The organism is Paraburkholderia kirstenboschensis (assembly GCF_032806925.1).
Taxonomy (GTDB): Bacteria; Pseudomonadota; Gammaproteobacteria; order Burkholderiales; family Burkholderiaceae; genus Paraburkholderia; species Paraburkholderia kirstenboschensis.
This window is the reverse complement of record NZ_CP136513.1, coordinates 1,091,520-1,108,690: the sequence shown is the minus strand read 5'-3', so window position 1 is coordinate 1,108,690 and position 17,171 is coordinate 1,091,520. Positions and strand designations below refer to the sequence as shown.

Genomic DNA, 17,171 nt, shown 5'->3' with positions numbered 1-17,171 from the left:
TGCGCTCCCCCGAGGCCGATCCCGCTCTACCCCATCACCCCAGCCAGCGGCGAGCGTTCTGGAACACGCGCATCCACGGGCTTGCGTCCGTGGCGCCCTCGCCCCAGCCTTCCGGATGCCAGCTCATCTGCACCGCGCGATGCACGCGCTCCGTGTGCGGCATCACGACGGTGAAGCGGCCATCGGGCGTAGTGACGGACGTGATGCCGTCCGGCGAACCGTTCGGATTGAACGGATACTGCCCGGTCGCCTGACCACGGTGATCGACGTAACGCATCGCCACCGCGACCTTCGACGCATCGCCTTGCTGCGAGAAGTCGGCATAACCTTCGCCGTGCGCAACCGCGACCGGAATGCGCGAACCTTCCATGCCGGCGAAGAAGATCGACGGCGACGCCTCGACTTGCACGAGCGAAAAGCGCGCCTCGAATTTTTCTGACTTGTTGCGCGTGAACTTAGGCCATGCTTCGGCGCCGGGGATCATCGACGCGAGGCTGCTCATCATCTGGCAGCCGTTGCAGATGCCGAGCGCAAACGTGTCCGCGCGGCCGAAAAACGCCGCGAACATATCGGCCAGTTGCGAGTTGAAGCGGATCGCCTTCGCCCAGCCTTCGCCGGCGCCGAGCGTATCGCCGTACGAAAATCCGCCGCACGCCACCGCACCCGCGAAGTCCGCCAGGTCGGCGCGGCCCGCAAGCAGGTCGCTCATGTGCACGTCGTGCGCGTCGAAACCGGCGCGGTCGAACGCATACGCCGTTTCAAGGTGTGAGTTCACGCCCTGCTCGCGCAGAATTGCCACGCGCGGACGCGCGCTCTTGCCGACGTACGGCGCGGCCACGTCCTCCGCAGGGTCGAATGTCAGCACCGGGGTGATGCCCGGATCAGCGGCGTCGAGCAGCGCGTCGTATTCAGCGTCGGCGCAAGCCGGGTTGTCGCGTAGACGCGAAATGCGCCAGCTCACCTCGCTCCATGTGCGATGCAGTTCGACACGCGGCGCTTCGTAGACCTTCTTCGCGTCGCGATAGATTTCGATGGTGTCGCGGTCGTTGATCTTGCCGATCACATGCGAGCACGCCGACAGACCGTGCTCGCGCAACGCGGCCAACACCGCATCGCGGTTGGCCGCGCGCACCTGAATCACGGCGCCGAGTTCTTCGGTAAAGAGCGCGCGGATCGTGCGGTCTTCGCGGCGGCCGCTAGTCTGCTTTGCCCAGTCTTTCGCGTCGCCGTAATCCGACTCGTGATGCGGATCGAGCACGAGCATGTCCACATTCAACGACACGCCGACGTGACCCGCGAACGCCATTTCGCATACGGTCGCCCACAGGCCGCCGTCGGAGCGGTCGTGGTAGGCGAGCAGCTTGCCGTCCTGGTTCAGCGACTGGATTGCGTTGAAAAAGCGTTTCAGGTCTTCCGGATCGTCCACGTCAGGCACCGTATCGCCGATCTGCTGCGTGACCTGCGCGAGAATACTGCCGCCCAGACGATGCTTGCCGCGGCCGAGGTCGATCGCGATCAGCACGGAGTCGCCCACGCCGTCCGCACCGCTTGCGCGACGCAGTTGCGGCGTGAGATGACGGCGCACGTCTTCGACCGGCGCGAATGCCGAGATGATGAGCGAAACCGGCGCGACGACTTCTTTCGCGACGCCGCGGTCTTCCCACTTGGTGCGCATGGACAGCGAATCCTTGCCGACCGGAATGCTGATGCCGAGCGCCGGGCACAGTTCCATGCCGATAGCCTTGACCGTCTCGTAGAGCGCCGCGTCTTCGCCCGGTGCGCCGCACGCGGCCATCCAGTTCGCCGACAGCTTGAGCTTGTCGAGCGACGCGATCGGCGCCGCCGCGATGTTGGTGACCGCCTCGCCGACCGCCATGCGGCCCGACGCCGGCGCGTTGATGACGGCGAGCGGCGTGCGCTCGGCCATTGTCATCGCCTCGCCGCGAAATCCCGCGTAGTCCATGGTCGTAATGGCGACGTCGGCAACCGGGACCTGCCACGGGCCGACCATCTGGTCACGCGCCGTCGTGCCGCCCACCGAGCGGTCGCCAATCGTGATGAGGAACGACTTGCTCGCGACCGTAGGATGACGCAGCACGCTCACCGCGACTTCCGAGAGTGCGATGCCGGTCACATCCACCGGCTGGACTTTCGGCTCGACGCGCTTGACGTCGCGATGCATGCGCGGCGCCTTGCCGAGCAGCACTTCCATCGGCATGTCGACCGGTTGATGCGCGTTGTCGTCCTTCAGTTCGGGATCGATCAGCTTCAGCTGACGTTCGGCCGTTGCCGTGCCGATCACGGCGAACGGGCAGCGTTCGCGCTCGCACATGGCCTTGAAAGCGGGCAGATCGGCGGGCGCGATAGCGAGCACGTAGCGCTCCTGCGCTTCGTTCGACCAGATCTCGCGCGGCGACAGGCCGCTTTCTTCGAGCTGGATTTTGCGCAGATCGAAGAGCGCGCCCTTGCCCGCGCCGTCCACTACTTCCGGGAACGCGTTCGACAGACCGCCCGCGCCCACGTCGTGAATGCTCAGGATCGGGTTCTTGTCGCCGAGTTGCCAGCACGCGTTGATCACTTCCTGCGCGCGCCGCTCGATTTCCGGGTTGCCGCGCTGAACCGAGTCGAAGTCGAGTTCGGCGGTATTGGTGCCGGTCGCCATTGAACTCGCCGCGCCGCCGCCCATGCCGATGCGCATGCCCGGGCCGCCGATCTGGATCAGCAGCGACCCTTCCGGCAGGTCGTGCTTGTGCGTGTGCTGATCCGAAATATTGCCGATGCCGCCCGCGATCATGATTGGCTTGTGATAGCCGCGCACGAGGCCCGCCACGTTCTGCTCGTAGGCGCGGAAATAGCCGCCCAGATTCGGCCGGCCAAATTCGTTATTGAACGCGGCGCCGCCGAGCGGGCCGTCGATCATGATTTGCAGCGGCGACGCGATGCGGTCCGGGCGGCCATACGCTTCATGCTTGTCGTTCGGATTGCGATGCGCGAGCGGCTCGGCGACATCGCGTGCGTTTTCCCACGCCTCGACGCCGTCGGGCAATTCGAGATTCGACACCGTGAAGCCCGCGAGGCCCGCCTTCGGACGCGCGCCGCGACCCGTCGCACCTTCGTCGCGAATTTCACCGCCCGCGCCCGTCGCGGCGCCCGGGAACGGCGAGATCGCGGTCGGGTGGTTGTGCGTCTCGACCTTCATCAACGTGTGCGTGAGTTCGACGCTGCGGCGGTAGTGTTCCGGCAGTTCGTTCTCACCAAGCTTCTCCGGCGTGCGCGGGAACCAGCGCTCGGCCATGCCGCCCGCCATGATCGCCGAGTTGTCCGAATACGCGACGATCGTGCCTTGCGGATTGAGCTTCTCGGTATTGCGGATCATGTTGAAGAGCGAGATGTCCTGCTTCTCCCCGTCGATGGTCCATTCCGCGTTGAAAATCTTGTGGCGGCAGTGCTCGCTGTTGGCCTGCGCGAACATCATCAGTTCGACGTCGGTCGGATTGCGGCCGAGTTTCGTGAATGCGTCGACGAGGTAGTCGATCTCGTCGTCGGCGAGTGCGAGGCCCAGTTCCGTGTTCGCTGCTTCCAGCGCGCGCCGGCTCTGGCCCAGCACATCGACGGTTTGCAGCGGCTTGGCCGGCAATTCGTCGAACAGATGCAGCGCATGATCGCGCGACGGCGCGACGCTCTCGGTCATGCGGTCGTGCAACGCGGCGGCGACGGCCTCGCGCGCTTCGTCGGAGAGGGCCTTCTTTCCGCCCAGCAGGCCGCTTTTCAGCGTGACCGTGTACTCGACACCGCGCTCGATCCGGCGCACCTGTGTGAGCCCGCACAGGTGCGCGATGTCCGTTGCCTTGCTGGCCCACGGCGACACCGTACCGAAGCGCGGCACCACCAGAAACGTTTCAGCCGCGCCGCGCTCTCTGGTTTCTTCGAGCGGATGGCCATAGTGCATCAGCGCCTCGATCTTCGCGTTGTCTTCAGCGGAAAGCGGGGTCTGCGCGTTGACGAAGTGCAGATATTGCCCGCGCACGCCCGTGATGTTCGGGTCGATGCGCGTAAGCGTTTCGAGCAGGCGGGTTTGACGGAAATCGGAAAGGGCCGAAGCGCCGGGGAAACACGAGAAGTGGGCCATGGACTTGACGTTGCGTCGCTCAATGATGCCGAAGAGTCGCGCGTGATGGCGACATGAGGCGGAAAGGAAGTCCGGGATTATACCCCGGGAACGGCCATCCAGCGGGCCGCGCCATGGGCCCGGAATACGCTGCGCGCGTGCCGCGGGCGGCGCCCGGGCGGGAGCGCGCATGGCCATGCGCGGGCGTTGACTGCTATCATTCGCCCTTTCATCAGATCGGTGCGAGCAAGGTTTTGGCCTTGCCGCCGGCAGTATGTCGCGAGTCCTGCCCGGATCGGATCCGGGAGTCATGTCTTCGCGCCATGTCCGGCCGCGCCGCATGTCACGCCTAGCGGGGCTCGCACAACGGCCCCCGCCCGGCAAATCGAATCAGAACAATGGATGTCATCGTCATTGGCGGCGGGATTGCGGGCGTCGCCACCGCTTATCAGCTACGCGCCGCCGGCCATCGGGTATGCGTCGTCGAGCGCCACGCCACCGTCGCGCAGGGCGCGACCTATGGACACGGCGGCACCGTCCTGCCGACGCCGCTCGACGTCTGGTTCGGCCCGACTTTCATGGCGAGCCGCCAGAATGCGAAAAACGGCGTGATCAGCAAGCCCGGCTTCAACGGGCCGGCGCGCCAGTTCGTGAAGAAGCTGGCCGAACTGCAGGAGCCGGACGAGTTCGGTCGCCAATACCGGTTGTTGCGTCCGCTTATCGAGCTGTCGCGCGAAGCGATGGCCGACATGGAAGCGCGCTTCGGCTTCGAGTTCGAACAGGCGAGCGGTCTTCTCTACCTGGTCCGTTCCGCGCAGGAGTGGCAGCAGTTGCAGCCCGCGCTCGGGCTGCTGGCGCTCTACGAAGTGCCGCATCATGTACTGAGCCCTGCGGAATGTGCAGCGTACGAGCATTCGGTGCGCACCGAACCGGAATTCGCGGGAGGCGTTCTGTTCGAACATGAGCGAACCGCCAATTGTCCGCTGTTCACCAAACTCATCAAGCAGACGCTCGACACCCAGGGCGGCGTGCAGTTCATGCTCGGCTGCCAGGTCTCGGCGATCCGCCTCGACGGCCAGCGCGCCGCTGTTGAACTCGCGCCTCGGCCGGGCGCGGCGTCCCGGTCACGCGAAGTCGATGTGATCCACGCGGACGCGATCGTGGTCGCCGCCGGTCACGGCAGCCTCGATCTGCTCGAGCGCCTCGGCCTGGGCTTGCCGCTGCATCCGCTGCGCCTGCATACGCTCGTCGCGCCTATCGCACATGAGGAATGCGCGCCGCATGTCGCTATCGTCGACGCGATCAAGCGCATTGGGATCAGCCGGATGAATCACCGCTTGCGCATTGCGGGCGGTGCGGTCCTGCAAAGCGCCAATCTGATCGACAAGCCGCTCGGTGAAGCGCTGACGAAAGAAGCGCTGGCGCTGCTAGGCCAGGCGACACATGACTGGATTCCGGGGGCGGCGCGTATCTCAGCGGCCTTGCCTTGGGAAGGCATCAAGCTGCTGTCGCCCGACGGCTTGCCGGTGATCGGCAACGCGCTGCATCCGCGGCTTTTCGTCAATGTGGGCCACGGGCCCTCCGGTTGGGGCCTCGCGTGCGGCGCGGGCAAGCTGATTGCCGATCTGGTCGCGGGCAAGGCGCCGGATCTGCCCGAGGAAACGCTCGCCGCATTGCGGGCGGAGCGGTTCAAGTAACAGCGCGTGCGCCGGAATCGACGCATCGCGCGCACATCGGCACTACCATAGCGATTCCAGACGCTCTCGCACCTTGCACAAAGGTGACCGCCCGCCTCGCCATGACCGAAGCCGACCTTACGCCGCCGACACTGATTCGCCCGGATAACCGCGCCCTCCCGCTGCTGACGCTGACCGACCTGCGGATCGCGGAATCGCAAGCCGCCGCTTCGCTGCCGGCGCACACGCTGATGGACCGCGCCGGCAAGGCGGCAGCCAGCTTCCTGCTCGAACAGCTCACTCGCGACACGTCGCTTGAAAAATCGAGGCAGCGCGTCTGGCTGATAGCCGGCCCCGGCAACAATGGCGGCGACGCGCTGATTCTCGCGGCGGAGCTGCACATAGCCGGCATCGCCGTCGAATTGTGCATGCCCGTGGAAGTGAAACCGGACGACGCCCGCTGGGCGCTCGCCACGGCACGTGCATCCGGCGTCGAAATCACCACCGCGCCGCCTGCCTCGCTCGACGGCTACACGTGGCTCGTCGACGGCATGTTCGGCATTGGCCTCGCGCGGACGCTGGAAGGCGTGTTCGCTGCGACCGCGCGCCAGTTCTCTCAACGCAGCCAAACCCGGCCGCACACAGGCGGCGTGCTCGCGCTCGACGTGCCGAGCGGCCTCGACAGCGACACGGGCACGATTGTCGGCGACGGCGACGCAGCCGTGCGCGCGACGCACACGGTCACCTTCATCGCCGCCAAGCCGGGGCTCTTCACCGCACAAGGCCGCGATCTCGCCGGCTCGGTAACGGTCGCGCCGATCGGCGTCGACTGCAGCGCGCGCACGGCGGTGCAACTGAACGCACCCGAACTCTTTGGCTCGTTCCTGCCGCCGCGCGATTTCGCGACCAACAAGGGCACGTTCGGCAGTCTCGCGGTAGTCGGCGGCGACACCGGCATGTGCGGCGCGCCGATTCTCGCGTCGCGCGCGGCGCTCTACACCGGCGCGGGCAAGGTCCACGTCGCGTTGCTGGGCGCGGGCGCCCCGCCCTACGACCCGCCTCATCCCGAACTGATGCTGCATGCCGTCGACGATTTGCCGCTCGACAAGATGGATGCGCTGGCGCTCGGCTGCGGCATGGGCCACGGCGAGCGAGCCACGCGGGTGTTGCACGATGTGCTGCAACTCGATGTGCCGAAGCTCTTCGACGCCGACGCGCTCAATCTGATTTCGAAAGACCCCACGTTGGCCGCGGCCGTCACCGCGCGGGGCGTGCAAGGCGATCCCTGCGTGCTCACGCCACATCCGCTCGAAGCCGCACGCCTTCTCGGCACGGAGGTTGCCGGCGTACAGCGTGACCGGCTCGGCGCGGCGCGCGCTCTCGCCGCGCGCTTTGCCAGCGTGGTGGTGCTAAAGGGCACCGGCACGGTCATCGCGGCCCCCGACGGCCGTCTCACGATCAATCCGACCGGCAATGCCGCGCTCGCGACGGGCGGCACCGGCGACGTGCTCGGCGGCATGATCGGCGCTTTGCTCGCGCAGCACTTGCCGGGCTACGAGGCGGCCTTGGCCGGCGTCTACCTGCACGGCCTCGCCGCCGACACGCTGAGCGCGCAAGGTCACGGTCCCGCCGGCCTCACGGCTGGCGAACTGGCGCCGATGGTGCGCAGCTTGTTGAACCGCATGTTTTATCCATCGGTGCAATCGTGATGTTGCGTGAGGGTATTGAGCGGTATCGATCGGTATTGGGCCGCATCGGCTACTTGCTTGCTGCGCGGCGTTGCGTCAAAGCGCTGCCGCCTGTCACGCAACGCCGCTATACTGAGTAATCGAGTGAGAAAGTACGTGAGCAACTGCGCTGACCGGTCGTAACTACGGCCGCGTGCGGACCGCGCGCGAATCGAGCGTGCTTGCTGCGTGCACACTGGCTGACGGCGCGGCGGTTCGCACCGGTCACTCGCGACATGCGGCGGAATCAGCGGGCGTTCATGGCTGCGCCGGCTTTGAAATCTCACCGCGAACCCGGCCGTGCTGCCTCGCTCTAACAGCATCGTTGCATCATCCTCGGCGGCGCTTCGCGCGCGCCTTTCTTTGTGCCCCTTGGTTAGACGGACGCTATGACCCAGAATTCGCTCCCCTCCTGGTCCTCTCTGCAAACGCACTACGAGCAGATCCGCGATGCGCATCTGCGCGACTGGTTCGCCCCTGGGAACGACCCAGCGCCGACGCGTGCCGAGCGCTTTGCGTTAGCGGGCGGCGGCATCGCCGCCGACTTCTCGAAGAACCGCATCACCGACGAAACCCTGAAGCTGCTCGTGCAGCTCGCGCGCGAAGCCCGCGTCGAGAAACGCCGCGACGCGATGTTCGCGGGCGAAGTCGTCAATCCCACTGAAGGCCGTGCCGCGCTGCACACCGCGCTGCGAGCGAGCAACCCCAACGCGCCGTTCCATCAGCAGGTGCAGGCCGAACGCGCGAAAATGGCCGCATTTGCCGATCAGGTGAGGAGCGGCGCCTGGACCGGCTACACAGGCAAGCGCATTCGCCACGTGGTGAACATCGGCATCGGCGGCTCGGACCTCGGGCCGAAGATGGTCGTGCACGCACTGCATCATCTGGCCACGCCGGAAATCACCACGCACTTCGTGTCGAATGTAGACGGTGCCGATCTCTACAACGTGATGCAGCAGATCGACCCCGAAGAGACGCTCGCCATCATCGTTTCGAAGACTTTCACGACGCTCGAAACCATGACCAACGCGCGTTCGCTGCGTGACTGGTTCACGGAAAAAGGCTGCCCGGAGAACGCGCTGGCGAAGCACTTCGTCGGTGTGTCGGCGAATCCCTCCGAAGTCGTCAAGTTCGGCATCGCGAAAGAGAACGTGTTCGAGATGTGGGACTGGGTAGGCGGCCGATATTCGCTGTGGTCGGCGGTCGGTCTGTCGATCATGATCGCGGTCGGGCCGCAGCAGTTCGGCGAGCTGCTCGCCGGCGCGAACGACATGGACGAGCATTTCCGCACCGCGCCGCTCGAAAAAAGTCTGCCGGTGCTGCTGGGCATGATCGGCATCTGGTATCGCAACTTCTTCGGCTCGCAAAGCTATCTCGTCGCGCCGTACTCGGAGGCGCTGCACTTCCTGCCGTCGTATCTGCAACAGCTGGAAATGGAGAGCAACGGCAAGTCGGCGCGTCTCGACGGCGCAATGGTCGACTATCCGACCTCCGCGGTAACGTGGGGCGAACCGGGTACTAACGGTCAGCATGCGTTTTTCCAGATGCTGCATCAAGGCCCGACCATCGTGCCGATCGACTTCGTTGCGGTGCTCACGCCCGAGCATCCGCTCGTCAGCCATCATCCGAAGCTGCTCGCCAACTGCTTCGCGCAAAGCGAAGCGTTGATGCTCGGCCGCACGCTCGAAGAAGCGAAAAAGGTCGCCGGTCCGGACAAGCCGGAGCTGGCGCCGCACCTGGTGTTTCCGGGCAACCGCCCGACTACCACGCTCCTCGTCGAGGCACTCACCGCGCGTTCGCTCGGCGCGCTGATCGCGTTGTACGAGCACAAAGTGCTGGTCCAGGCGTCGGTATGGAACATCAATCCGTTCGATCAATGGGGCGTCGAACTAGGCAAGATTCTCGGCAAGGTGGTCGAGGCCGATCTGACGGCCTCAAGCGTCGATGAAAAGAAACACGATTCGTCGACCTCCGCGTTGATCGCAAGGGCGCGCGCGGCTTTGAAGCGTTGACGACCCAGCGTGCGCGTCAGGCGAGACGCCCGGCTTCGATCGTTACGGTCGTATCGCAGCGGCGCGCCAGTTCCACGTCGTGCGTGACGAGAATCAGCGTTGCGCCGTTCGCGCGGTTCATCTGGAACATCAGGTCGATTACTGCGTGGCCGGTCGCGGCGTCGAGACTGCCCGTGGGTTCATCGGCGAAGAGAATCGCCGGATGCGTAACGAACGCGCGCGCCAGTGCGACGCGTTGCTGTTCGCCGCCCGACAGCAGCTTCGGATAATGGCTGGTGCGCTGGCCGAGGCCGACCTGTTCGAGCAGCCCGCGCGCACGCAGTGCGGCTTCGCGCGTACCAATGCCGCCTTGCAGTTCGAGCGGCAACGTGACGTTTTCGAGCGCCGTCAAATGCGGCATTAACTGGAACGACTGAAACACGAACCCGACCGAGCCGCTGCGCAATGCAGCACGCTCGTCTTCGTTCAATGTGGTGAGCTCGCGGCCGAGTAGCCGAACCGAGCCCGAACTCGCGCTGTCCAATCCTGCGAGCAGTCCAAGCAGCGTAGACTTGCCCGACCCGGACGCGCCGACTATCGCGACACTGCTGCCGGCTTCGATAGCCAGATCGATGTTGTCGAGAATGGTCAGTTCGCCCGTCGCATCCTTAACCTTCTTGCACAAACCCCGCACTTCAATGACTGGATCAGTTTTGTTTAGCATAGTGAAGCGTAGGTTGAAAGTGCGCGCCATGAAGCTTCGCGCGAATGCACTGACTTCGGCAACGAGCTCGGTGGCAAGCGGCTCGGTCATAGTGGCCGCCGCCCTCTTTTCGGCGACCTTCGCGGTTCGCGCAGCCAACGCGCCGGAACCGGCCAAGCCGGTGATCGTCGTACTTGGCGATAGCATCTCCGCCGAATACGGCTTGCCCCGCGACACTGGCTGGGTCGCGTTGATGCGCCAGCGCCTCACGGAAGAGCGAATCGATTATAGCGTCGCCAATGCAAGCATTAGCGGCGATACGACGAGCGGCGGGCGGGCCCGCTTGCCGGCGCTCATGCAACGCCTGAAGCCCAGCATCGTGATCGTCGAACTGGGTGCCAACGATGCATTGCGCGGCGTGCCGCTCTCGACTACTGAAGATAATCTGCGCACGATCATCGAGCAGGCTCAGCAGGCTCACGCGAAGGTCGTGCTCGTCGGCATGTACGTACCGCCTAACTACGGCCCCGACTATACGCAAAAGTTCCATGGTCTATACGGCCAGCTCGCGAAGCAACTGAGCGTGCCGCTCGTGCCGTTCCTGCTTGCCGGCATCGCCGATAAGCCCGACATGTTCCAGGCTGATCAGATCCATCCGACGCAGCAGGCACAGCCAGTGCTACTCAACAACGTGTGGCCCGCTGTCAAGCCACTCCTTCGTACAAGTTCGTCGCACTGAAAAGCTGCTGTCGGCTTGTTTCCGAAACTACGGGGAACACGGATCCGCGAGCTTGATCTGATGCTTGCGCAATCCCGTGTACCCGGCTCGATACCGAGCGACTTATGAGGAGATAACGTGAAATACTTACCGTTAATCGCTTTGACCGTGGCAATTTCCGCCTGCGCCGCTCAGCCGCCGGCTGGCGTCCAGTCCGTCGGACAGAGCCAGCAAGCGCCGAAGGCCGTTGCGACCTGCATCGCGCAAAAATGGGCAGACGGCTCCCAGCAGCAAGTCGTGTCGCAAGACACCTTGGCCAACGATCAGGCTGTAGACGTGTATGTCCCGGGCCAGCAGCCGCCCAACGGCGCGGCCGCCGTGGTGCGTCCTTCGTACTCGGGCAAGGGCTCGTGGGTCGGTTTCCGCGCGAACGGAGCAGCGGGCAGCGACGCCACCAGCGCGATCAGTTCTTGCCTCTGACCTAAACCCGCTGATCGACGCAAATCGTTCGATGAGCGTCGAGCTTGCCTAATGTCAGCTTCGAGACAGATTCGAAAATGAAAAAGCCCCGCATTTGCGGGGCTTTTTTGTGTTCGCGCGTTCGGCGCGGCTTGCATGATTTCGCAGCGGCCGAGGTGCGGGTCGAGTGCGAGTCGATGAGCACCCAAGGCGCGCTACGAACACCTACGCGCAAGACGAGTGTTGCGGCGAAGCTTACTCGTCGCTTGCCTGCGCGTTGCTGCTGTCGAGCGAGCCATACAGCTTTACTTTCGATCGGGCACGCAACGCCTGAACGTAGGCCTCTGCCTCGGACTGCGACTCCACCTGCGCAATCTGCTGCTGCGCCGCGGCCAGACGCTGCGGCTCCACCGTCGCACCCGCGACGACGGCATTCACACGATAGATCGCATAACCGTCGTCACCGAGATCCACGCCCACGTATGCCGGCAGTTTTTGCGCATCGGCCTTGTAGATTGCGCTTAGCGCAGCGGGAGGCACGCCTTGCGCGTCGTTGCGCGACACCTTCAACGGGGACGAGAAACCCGTGGTCGCCTTAGACTTCTCGAACTCCGCGAGCTTCGCGATGCCGTCTTTGTGCGCGGCTTCGATTGACTGAGCCGCAATGACCTTCTGACGCACCTTGTCTTTGATCGCGTCGAGCGCCGGCACGGCCGCAGCTTTATAGTCGGTGACGCGTGCTGCGATCAGCGTGTTGGCGCCGACGTCGATTGCCTGCGTGTTGTTGCGCGCCACGGCTGCGTCGTTCGCGAACACGGCGGCGAGGAATTTCGCGTTGTTCAGCGGGCTGTCGGGCGGCAGCTTGGGATCGGGCTGCGGAGTGACCGTGGCCGTCTGCAATTGCAGCTTGTACTTATCGGCGGCAGGCTGCAGGCTCTTCGCCTTCTCATAGACGATCGACGTGAAGCCCTCGGAGTCGTCGCTGAATGCTTTGCTCGCCAACTGCGTTTTCAGGTCTCTCGAGATCTGGTCTTTCACTTCGTCAAAAGGCTTCGTGACGGCGGGCTTCACGTCGGTGACCTTGACAATGTGATAGCCGAAGTCCGTTTGTACAATGCCGCTGACTTCGTCCTTCTTCAGGGCGAAGACGGCATCGTCGAACGCCTGGCCGCCTGCAATCATGCCGCGCCCGAAGTAACCGAGATCGCCGCCCTTTGCTGCCGAGCCAGGATCCTGCGAGTTCTGTTGCGCGATCTGAGCGAATTGTTCAGGATGCGCCTTGATCTGTGCGAGCAGCTCGTCAGCCTTCTGCTTCGCCTTGGCCTTGTCGGCCGCACTCGCGTCTTTCGGCGCGGTGATCAGAATGTGGCTGGCGCGTACCTGACCTTCAGTACGGTAGTGCGCGATGTTGTCGTCGTAATACTTCTTCAGGTCGGCGTCGCTCGGCTGCACCGACGCGGCGAGCGTGGCCGGCGACATCACCAGATACTGAATGGTCGCCGTGGCCGGCGTGGCGAAGTCGTTACGGTGTGCGTCGTAGTAGGCCTGCAATTGCGCGTCGGTGGGTTGCACCTTCGCGGCATAGTCGCGCGGGTGGAAAGCGATGCCCTGCACTTCGCGTTGCTGCTCAGCGAGTTCGGTCAGATGCTGAGCGAGCGTTTTCGACGTGAACGCGCTGCCCTGAATGCTGGCAGGCAACTGCTGCGTGGCGATGCTGTAGCGCACGCGCTCGTCGTACTGGTCGGGCGTCATGCCCTGCATGGCAAGCAGTTGCTTGTAACGGTCGACGTCGATCGAGCCGTCCGGGTTCTTCAGCGATGAGATCACCGGATCGTTGAGCAGCATGCGGCGCACGGCGTCGTCGGATGCGGTCAGGTGCAGGCGCTGCGTTTCATCGGCGAGCACGCGTTGTTCAATCAGGCCGTCCAGCATCTCGCTGCGGCGTTGCGGCGTATCGAACGCCTTCATGTCGAATTGCGCGCCGAGCATCTGACGGGCGCGGTCGAGCTGTTGACGCATCGCATTGTCGTACTCTGCTCGCGTAATCTTGTGACCGTTGACGCTTGCGACGTTTGCACTTTCGTCAAAGAAGCCGCGAAAGCCCTGAATACCCACAAAACCCAGCCCCGGCACAATGACGAGGATGAGCATAAACATCATCAGGCGTTTGTGATTGCGGAAAAAATCGAGCATGCGTGAGTGCCAAAAACAGAACGCCCGATCTTACAACAGCGGGCAATAAAAAAGGCGAACCGGAGTTCGCCTTTCGAGGATACTGGCGGAGTGGACGGGACTCGAACCCGCGACCCCCGGCGTGACAGGCCGGTATTCTAACCGACTGAACTACCACTCCTTATACTGCGCTTTCACTGCGTCACTGCGCTGAAACACTTTAAGAGAATCTGAAACTGGTGGGTGCTGAGAGGCTCGAACTCCCGACCTACGCCTTGTAAGGGCGCCGCTCTACCAACTGAGCTAAGCACCCGGCTTCATGATTCATGTGCTTCTGCTATTGCTGCCTGATTGGTCCGTCTCGCTTGATTCAACAACAACCGAAACGAGCAACCAGTAATTCAAATTCGCCGCCCTTCCTACTGGCGAACCTACGCTTCTCAAGCAGCAAGCCCATTAGTTTAGCGCATCCTTTAGCGCTTTGCCAGGCCTAAATTTCGGCACCTTGGCCGCCTTGATATTGATCGCATCGCCGGTCCTCGGATTGCGCCCCGTGCGAGCCGTGCGCTTGCCGACGGCAAACGTGCCGAAACCAACCAACGTCACCGAACCGCCTTTCTTCAACGTGCCTTTCACACCGCCGATCACCGCGTCGAGCGCGCGTCCGGCCGCAGCCTTCGAAATCTCCGCTTGCTGCGCAATGTGATCGATCAATTCCGTCTTGTTCATCCCTACCCCCGAGAATGTTTTAGAACCGAACGGCGCTTTGCAGCGCCTGACATCATCTGGCCGGCGGCAATGCCGGGCCGAGTCATTAGAATTGGCCGAAACCCACGTGTCAACCGGGATTGAGCCTGATTCAGGCGGTTCTGACGGTCTATTTATCTCGCGACGTGGGATGCCGGCTTGGGATGCCGACTTGGGGATGCATTAGATGCGAGCGCAACGAGTTAGCACGTCAGCAGTTCGCTGTTCACGTGATTTTTGATGCAATCACAAGGCGCGTTGCCGCAAGTGTCTTCCGGATCGTGCGGCAATAAAAAACCCGCGGCCGTTAAGACCGCGGGTTCTTGTACAGCAAGGATTTTGCTGAAAGCTTAGTGCTTCACGACATCCGTAGCGCCGGAGTCCTTGCCGGGCTCGGCCGCAACGGGCGACGCAGGCTTCGGCTCTTCTTCCGGCAACGGCGACGGCACACGTTCGAGCGCAAGTTCGAGCACCTTGTCGATCCAGCGGACCGGCACGATTTCGATCGCGTTCTTCACGTTGTCCGGGATCTCCGTCAAGTCTTTGACGTTTTCTTCCGGGATCAGCACCAGCTTGATGCCGCCGCGATGCGCCGCCAGCAGCTTCTCTTTCAGACCGCCGATCGGCAGCACCTCGCCACGCAACGTGATTTCGCCTGTCATCGCGACGTCGGCCCGCACCGGAATACCGGTCAGCACCGACACCAGCGCAGTCGTCATCGCGATACCAGCCGAAGGACCGTCTTTCGGCGTTGCGCCCTCAGGTACGTGGATGTGAATGTCCTGCTTTTCGAACGCTTCGTCCTTGACGCCAAGACGACGCGAACGCGAGCGGACCACCGAGCGCGCTGCTTCGACGGATTCCTTCATCACGTCGCCAAGCGAACCCGTGCGAATCACATTGCCCTTGCCCGGCATCACGGCGGCTTCGATGGTCAGCAGATCGCCGCCCACTTCCGTCCACGCGAGACCCGTGACCTGGCCCACCTGATTTTCCTTCGCTGCCAGACCGAAGTCGTACTTGCGCACGCCGAGGAACGTATCGAGGTTGCTGCCGTCGACCTTCACCGCGCCTTCCGCCTTCTTCAGCAGAAGCATCTTCACGACCTTGCGGCAGATCTTCGAGATTTCACGCTCGAGCGAACGGACGCCCGCTTCGCGCGTGTAGTAACGAATGATGTCGCGGATCGCGGTTTCCGTCACATCGACCTCGCCATCCTTGAGGCCGTTGTTCTTCTTCTGCTTGGGCAAAAGATAACGTTGCGCGATGCTGACCTTTTCGTCTTCCGTGTAACCCGACAGACGGATCACTTCCATCCGGTCGAGCAACGGCGGCGGAATGTTCAGCGAGTTCGACGTCGCCACGAACATCACGTCCGACAGATCGAAGTCCACTTCGACGTAGTGATCGGCGAACGTATGGTTCTGTTCCGGATCGAGTACTTCGAGCAATGCCGACGACGGATCGCCGCGGAAATCCTGACCCATCTTGTCGACCTCGTCGAGCAGGAAGAGCGGATTGCGCACGCCGACCTTGGTCAGGCTTTGCAAAATCTTGCCCGGCATGGAACCAATATACGTACGACGGTGACCGCGAATCTCGGCTTCGTCGCGCACGCCACCGAGCGCCATACGCACGAACTTGCGGTTCGTTGCGCGAGCGATCGACTGGCCCAGCGACGTCTTACCAACACCCGGAGGCCCAACGAGGCACAGAATCGGCGCTTTCACCTTGTCGACACGTTGCTGAACCGCGAGATACTCGAGAATGCGTTCCTTCACTTTCTCGAGACCGAAGTGGTCTTCGTCGAGCACGCGTTCCGCATTCGAGAGGTCGTTGTTGACCTTGCTCTTCTTGCGCCACGGCAAGCCGATCAGCGTATCGATATAGTTGCGCACGACCGTCGCTTCAGCTGACATCGGCGACATCAGCTTGAGCTTCTTCAGTTCCGCGTCGGCCTTCTTCTTCGCTTCCTTCGGCATGCGGGCAGCCGTGATGCGCTTCTCGAGTTCTTCGAGGTCCGCACCTTCTTCGCCTTCGCCGAGTTCCTTCTGGATCGCCTTGACCTGCTCGTTCAGGTAGTACTCGCGCTGGCTCTTCTCCATCTGGCGTTTCACACGCCCGCGGATACGCTTTTCAACCTGCAGGATGTCGATCTCGGCTTCGAGTTGCGCGAGCAGATGCTCGAGTCGCTCGATAACCGGGAACATTTCCAGGATGTGCTGTTTCTGGTCGAGCTTGAGCGGCAGATGCGCCGCGATCGTGTCGGCCAGACGCCCGGCTTCGTCGATACCCGACAGCGACGTCAGGATCTCAGGCGGAATCTTCTTGTTCAGCTTCACATACTGATCGAACTGCGACACGATCGCGCGGCGCAGCGCTTCGGTTTCAGCGCTGTCGGCGTGGTCGGGCTCGAGCGGCATGACTTCGCACGAGAACTGCGTTTCCTGTTCTTCGATGGAAAGCGTTTTCGCGCGCTGCAAGCCCTCGACGAGCACCTTTACGGTGCCATCCGGCAGCTTCAGCATTTGCAGGATGTTGGCAATACACCCTACTTCGTACATGTCCTTTTCGGTCGGCTCATCTTTCGCAGCCGTTTTCTGGGCGACGAGCATGATGTGCTTGCCGCCTTCCATCGCTGCTTCGAGAGCCTTGATCGACTTCGGGCGGCCTACGAAGAGCGGAATCACCATGTGCGGGAAAACGACTACGTCGCGCAGCGGGAGCAGCGGGAGCGTAATGCGTTCCTGCGGGAGGAGTTGGGTTCCTGACATTTCATTTCCCCATGAGTGGAATCAGTTCGTTCGATAGGTGAGGCCAGCAGAAACTATTGCAAGGCCTCCGCGTGTGGGAAAAGTTCAGTGACTCCG

Annotated in this window: 10 protein-coding genes and 2 tRNA genes; 5 read left to right on the top strand and 7 right to left on the bottom strand. The window is 63.1% G+C overall.

The window, feature by feature from the left end; genetic code table 11:
• Nucleotides 1–34 precede the first annotated feature (34 nt).
• Nucleotides 35–4,129, bottom strand: a complete 4,095-nt coding sequence (gene purL / locus RW095_RS27715) for a phosphoribosylformylglycinamidine synthase (RefSeq protein ID WP_317021979.1) — start codon at nucleotides 4,127–4,129, stop codon at nucleotides 35–37.
• A gap of 377 nt (nucleotides 4,130–4,506) precedes the next feature.
• On the opposite strand from purL, the gene RW095_RS27710 reads away from it, so the two are divergent.
• The 3 genes from RW095_RS27710 (at nucleotide 4,507) to pgi (ending at nucleotide 9,523) form a co-directional block, all read left to right on the top strand.
• On the top strand, nucleotides 4,507–5,805 hold the full coding sequence (locus RW095_RS27710) for an FAD-dependent oxidoreductase (RefSeq protein WP_317021978.1): 1,299 nt from the start codon (nucleotides 4,507–4,509) through the stop codon (nucleotides 5,803–5,805).
• A gap of 101 nt (nucleotides 5,806–5,906) precedes the next feature.
• The gene (locus RW095_RS27705; RefSeq protein ID WP_317021977.1) at nucleotides 5,907–7,493 is read left to right on the top strand and encodes an NAD(P)H-hydrate dehydratase; all 1,587 of its coding nucleotides are present in this window, start codon (nucleotides 5,907–5,909) and stop codon (nucleotides 7,491–7,493) included.
• Between the two features lie 407 nt (nucleotides 7,494–7,900).
• Entirely contained in the window at nucleotides 7,901–9,523 is a 1,623-nt protein-coding gene (pgi, locus tag RW095_RS27700) for a glucose-6-phosphate isomerase (RefSeq protein ID WP_317021976.1), read from the top strand.
• Between the two features lie 16 nt (nucleotides 9,524–9,539).
• On the opposite strand, the gene RW095_RS27695 is transcribed toward pgi, so the two are convergent.
• On the bottom strand, nucleotides 9,540–10,226 hold the full coding sequence (locus RW095_RS27695; protein WP_027804288.1) for an ABC transporter ATP-binding protein: 687 nt from the start codon (nucleotides 10,224–10,226) through the stop codon (nucleotides 9,540–9,542).
• A 28-nt stretch (nucleotides 10,227–10,254) separates the two neighbouring features.
• Between RW095_RS27695 and RW095_RS27690 the strand changes: the two genes are divergently transcribed.
• Both RW095_RS27690 and RW095_RS27685 read left to right on the top strand, forming a co-directional pair.
• Nucleotides 10,255–10,944, top strand: a complete 690-nt coding sequence (locus RW095_RS27690; RefSeq protein WP_193414873.1) for an arylesterase — start codon at nucleotides 10,255–10,257, stop codon at nucleotides 10,942–10,944.
• A gap of 117 nt (nucleotides 10,945–11,061) precedes the next feature.
• Nucleotides 11,062–11,403, top strand: a complete 342-nt coding sequence (locus tag RW095_RS27685) for a hypothetical protein (RefSeq protein WP_128589651.1) — start codon at nucleotides 11,062–11,064, stop codon at nucleotides 11,401–11,403.
• 234 nt (nucleotides 11,404–11,637) lie between these two features.
• Here RW095_RS27685 and RW095_RS27680 read toward each other — a convergent pair whose 3' ends face one another.
• The 5 genes from RW095_RS27680 to lon form a co-directional block, all read right to left on the bottom strand.
• Nucleotides 11,638–13,575: a SurA N-terminal domain-containing protein gene (locus tag RW095_RS27680; protein ID WP_317021975.1), complete on the bottom strand. Its 1,938-nt coding sequence runs from the start codon at nucleotides 13,573–13,575 to the stop codon at nucleotides 11,638–11,640.
• Between the two features lie 83 nt (nucleotides 13,576–13,658).
• Nucleotides 13,659–13,735: transfer RNA gene (locus RW095_RS27675), tRNA-Asp, on the bottom strand.
• Between the two features lie 56 nt (nucleotides 13,736–13,791).
• Nucleotides 13,792–13,867 (bottom strand) — tRNA-Val (locus tag RW095_RS27670).
• A gap of 143 nt (nucleotides 13,868–14,010) precedes the next feature.
• A complete protein-coding gene (locus RW095_RS27665; protein WP_317021974.1) occupies nucleotides 14,011–14,283 on the bottom strand; it encodes an HU family DNA-binding protein in 273 nt (90 codons plus the stop codon).
• Between the two features lie 368 nt (nucleotides 14,284–14,651).
• Nucleotides 14,652–17,075, bottom strand: a complete 2,424-nt coding sequence (gene lon / locus RW095_RS27660) for an endopeptidase La (RefSeq protein ID WP_128595009.1) — start codon at nucleotides 17,073–17,075, stop codon at nucleotides 14,652–14,654.
• Between the last annotated feature and the right edge of the window lie 96 nt (nucleotides 17,076–17,171).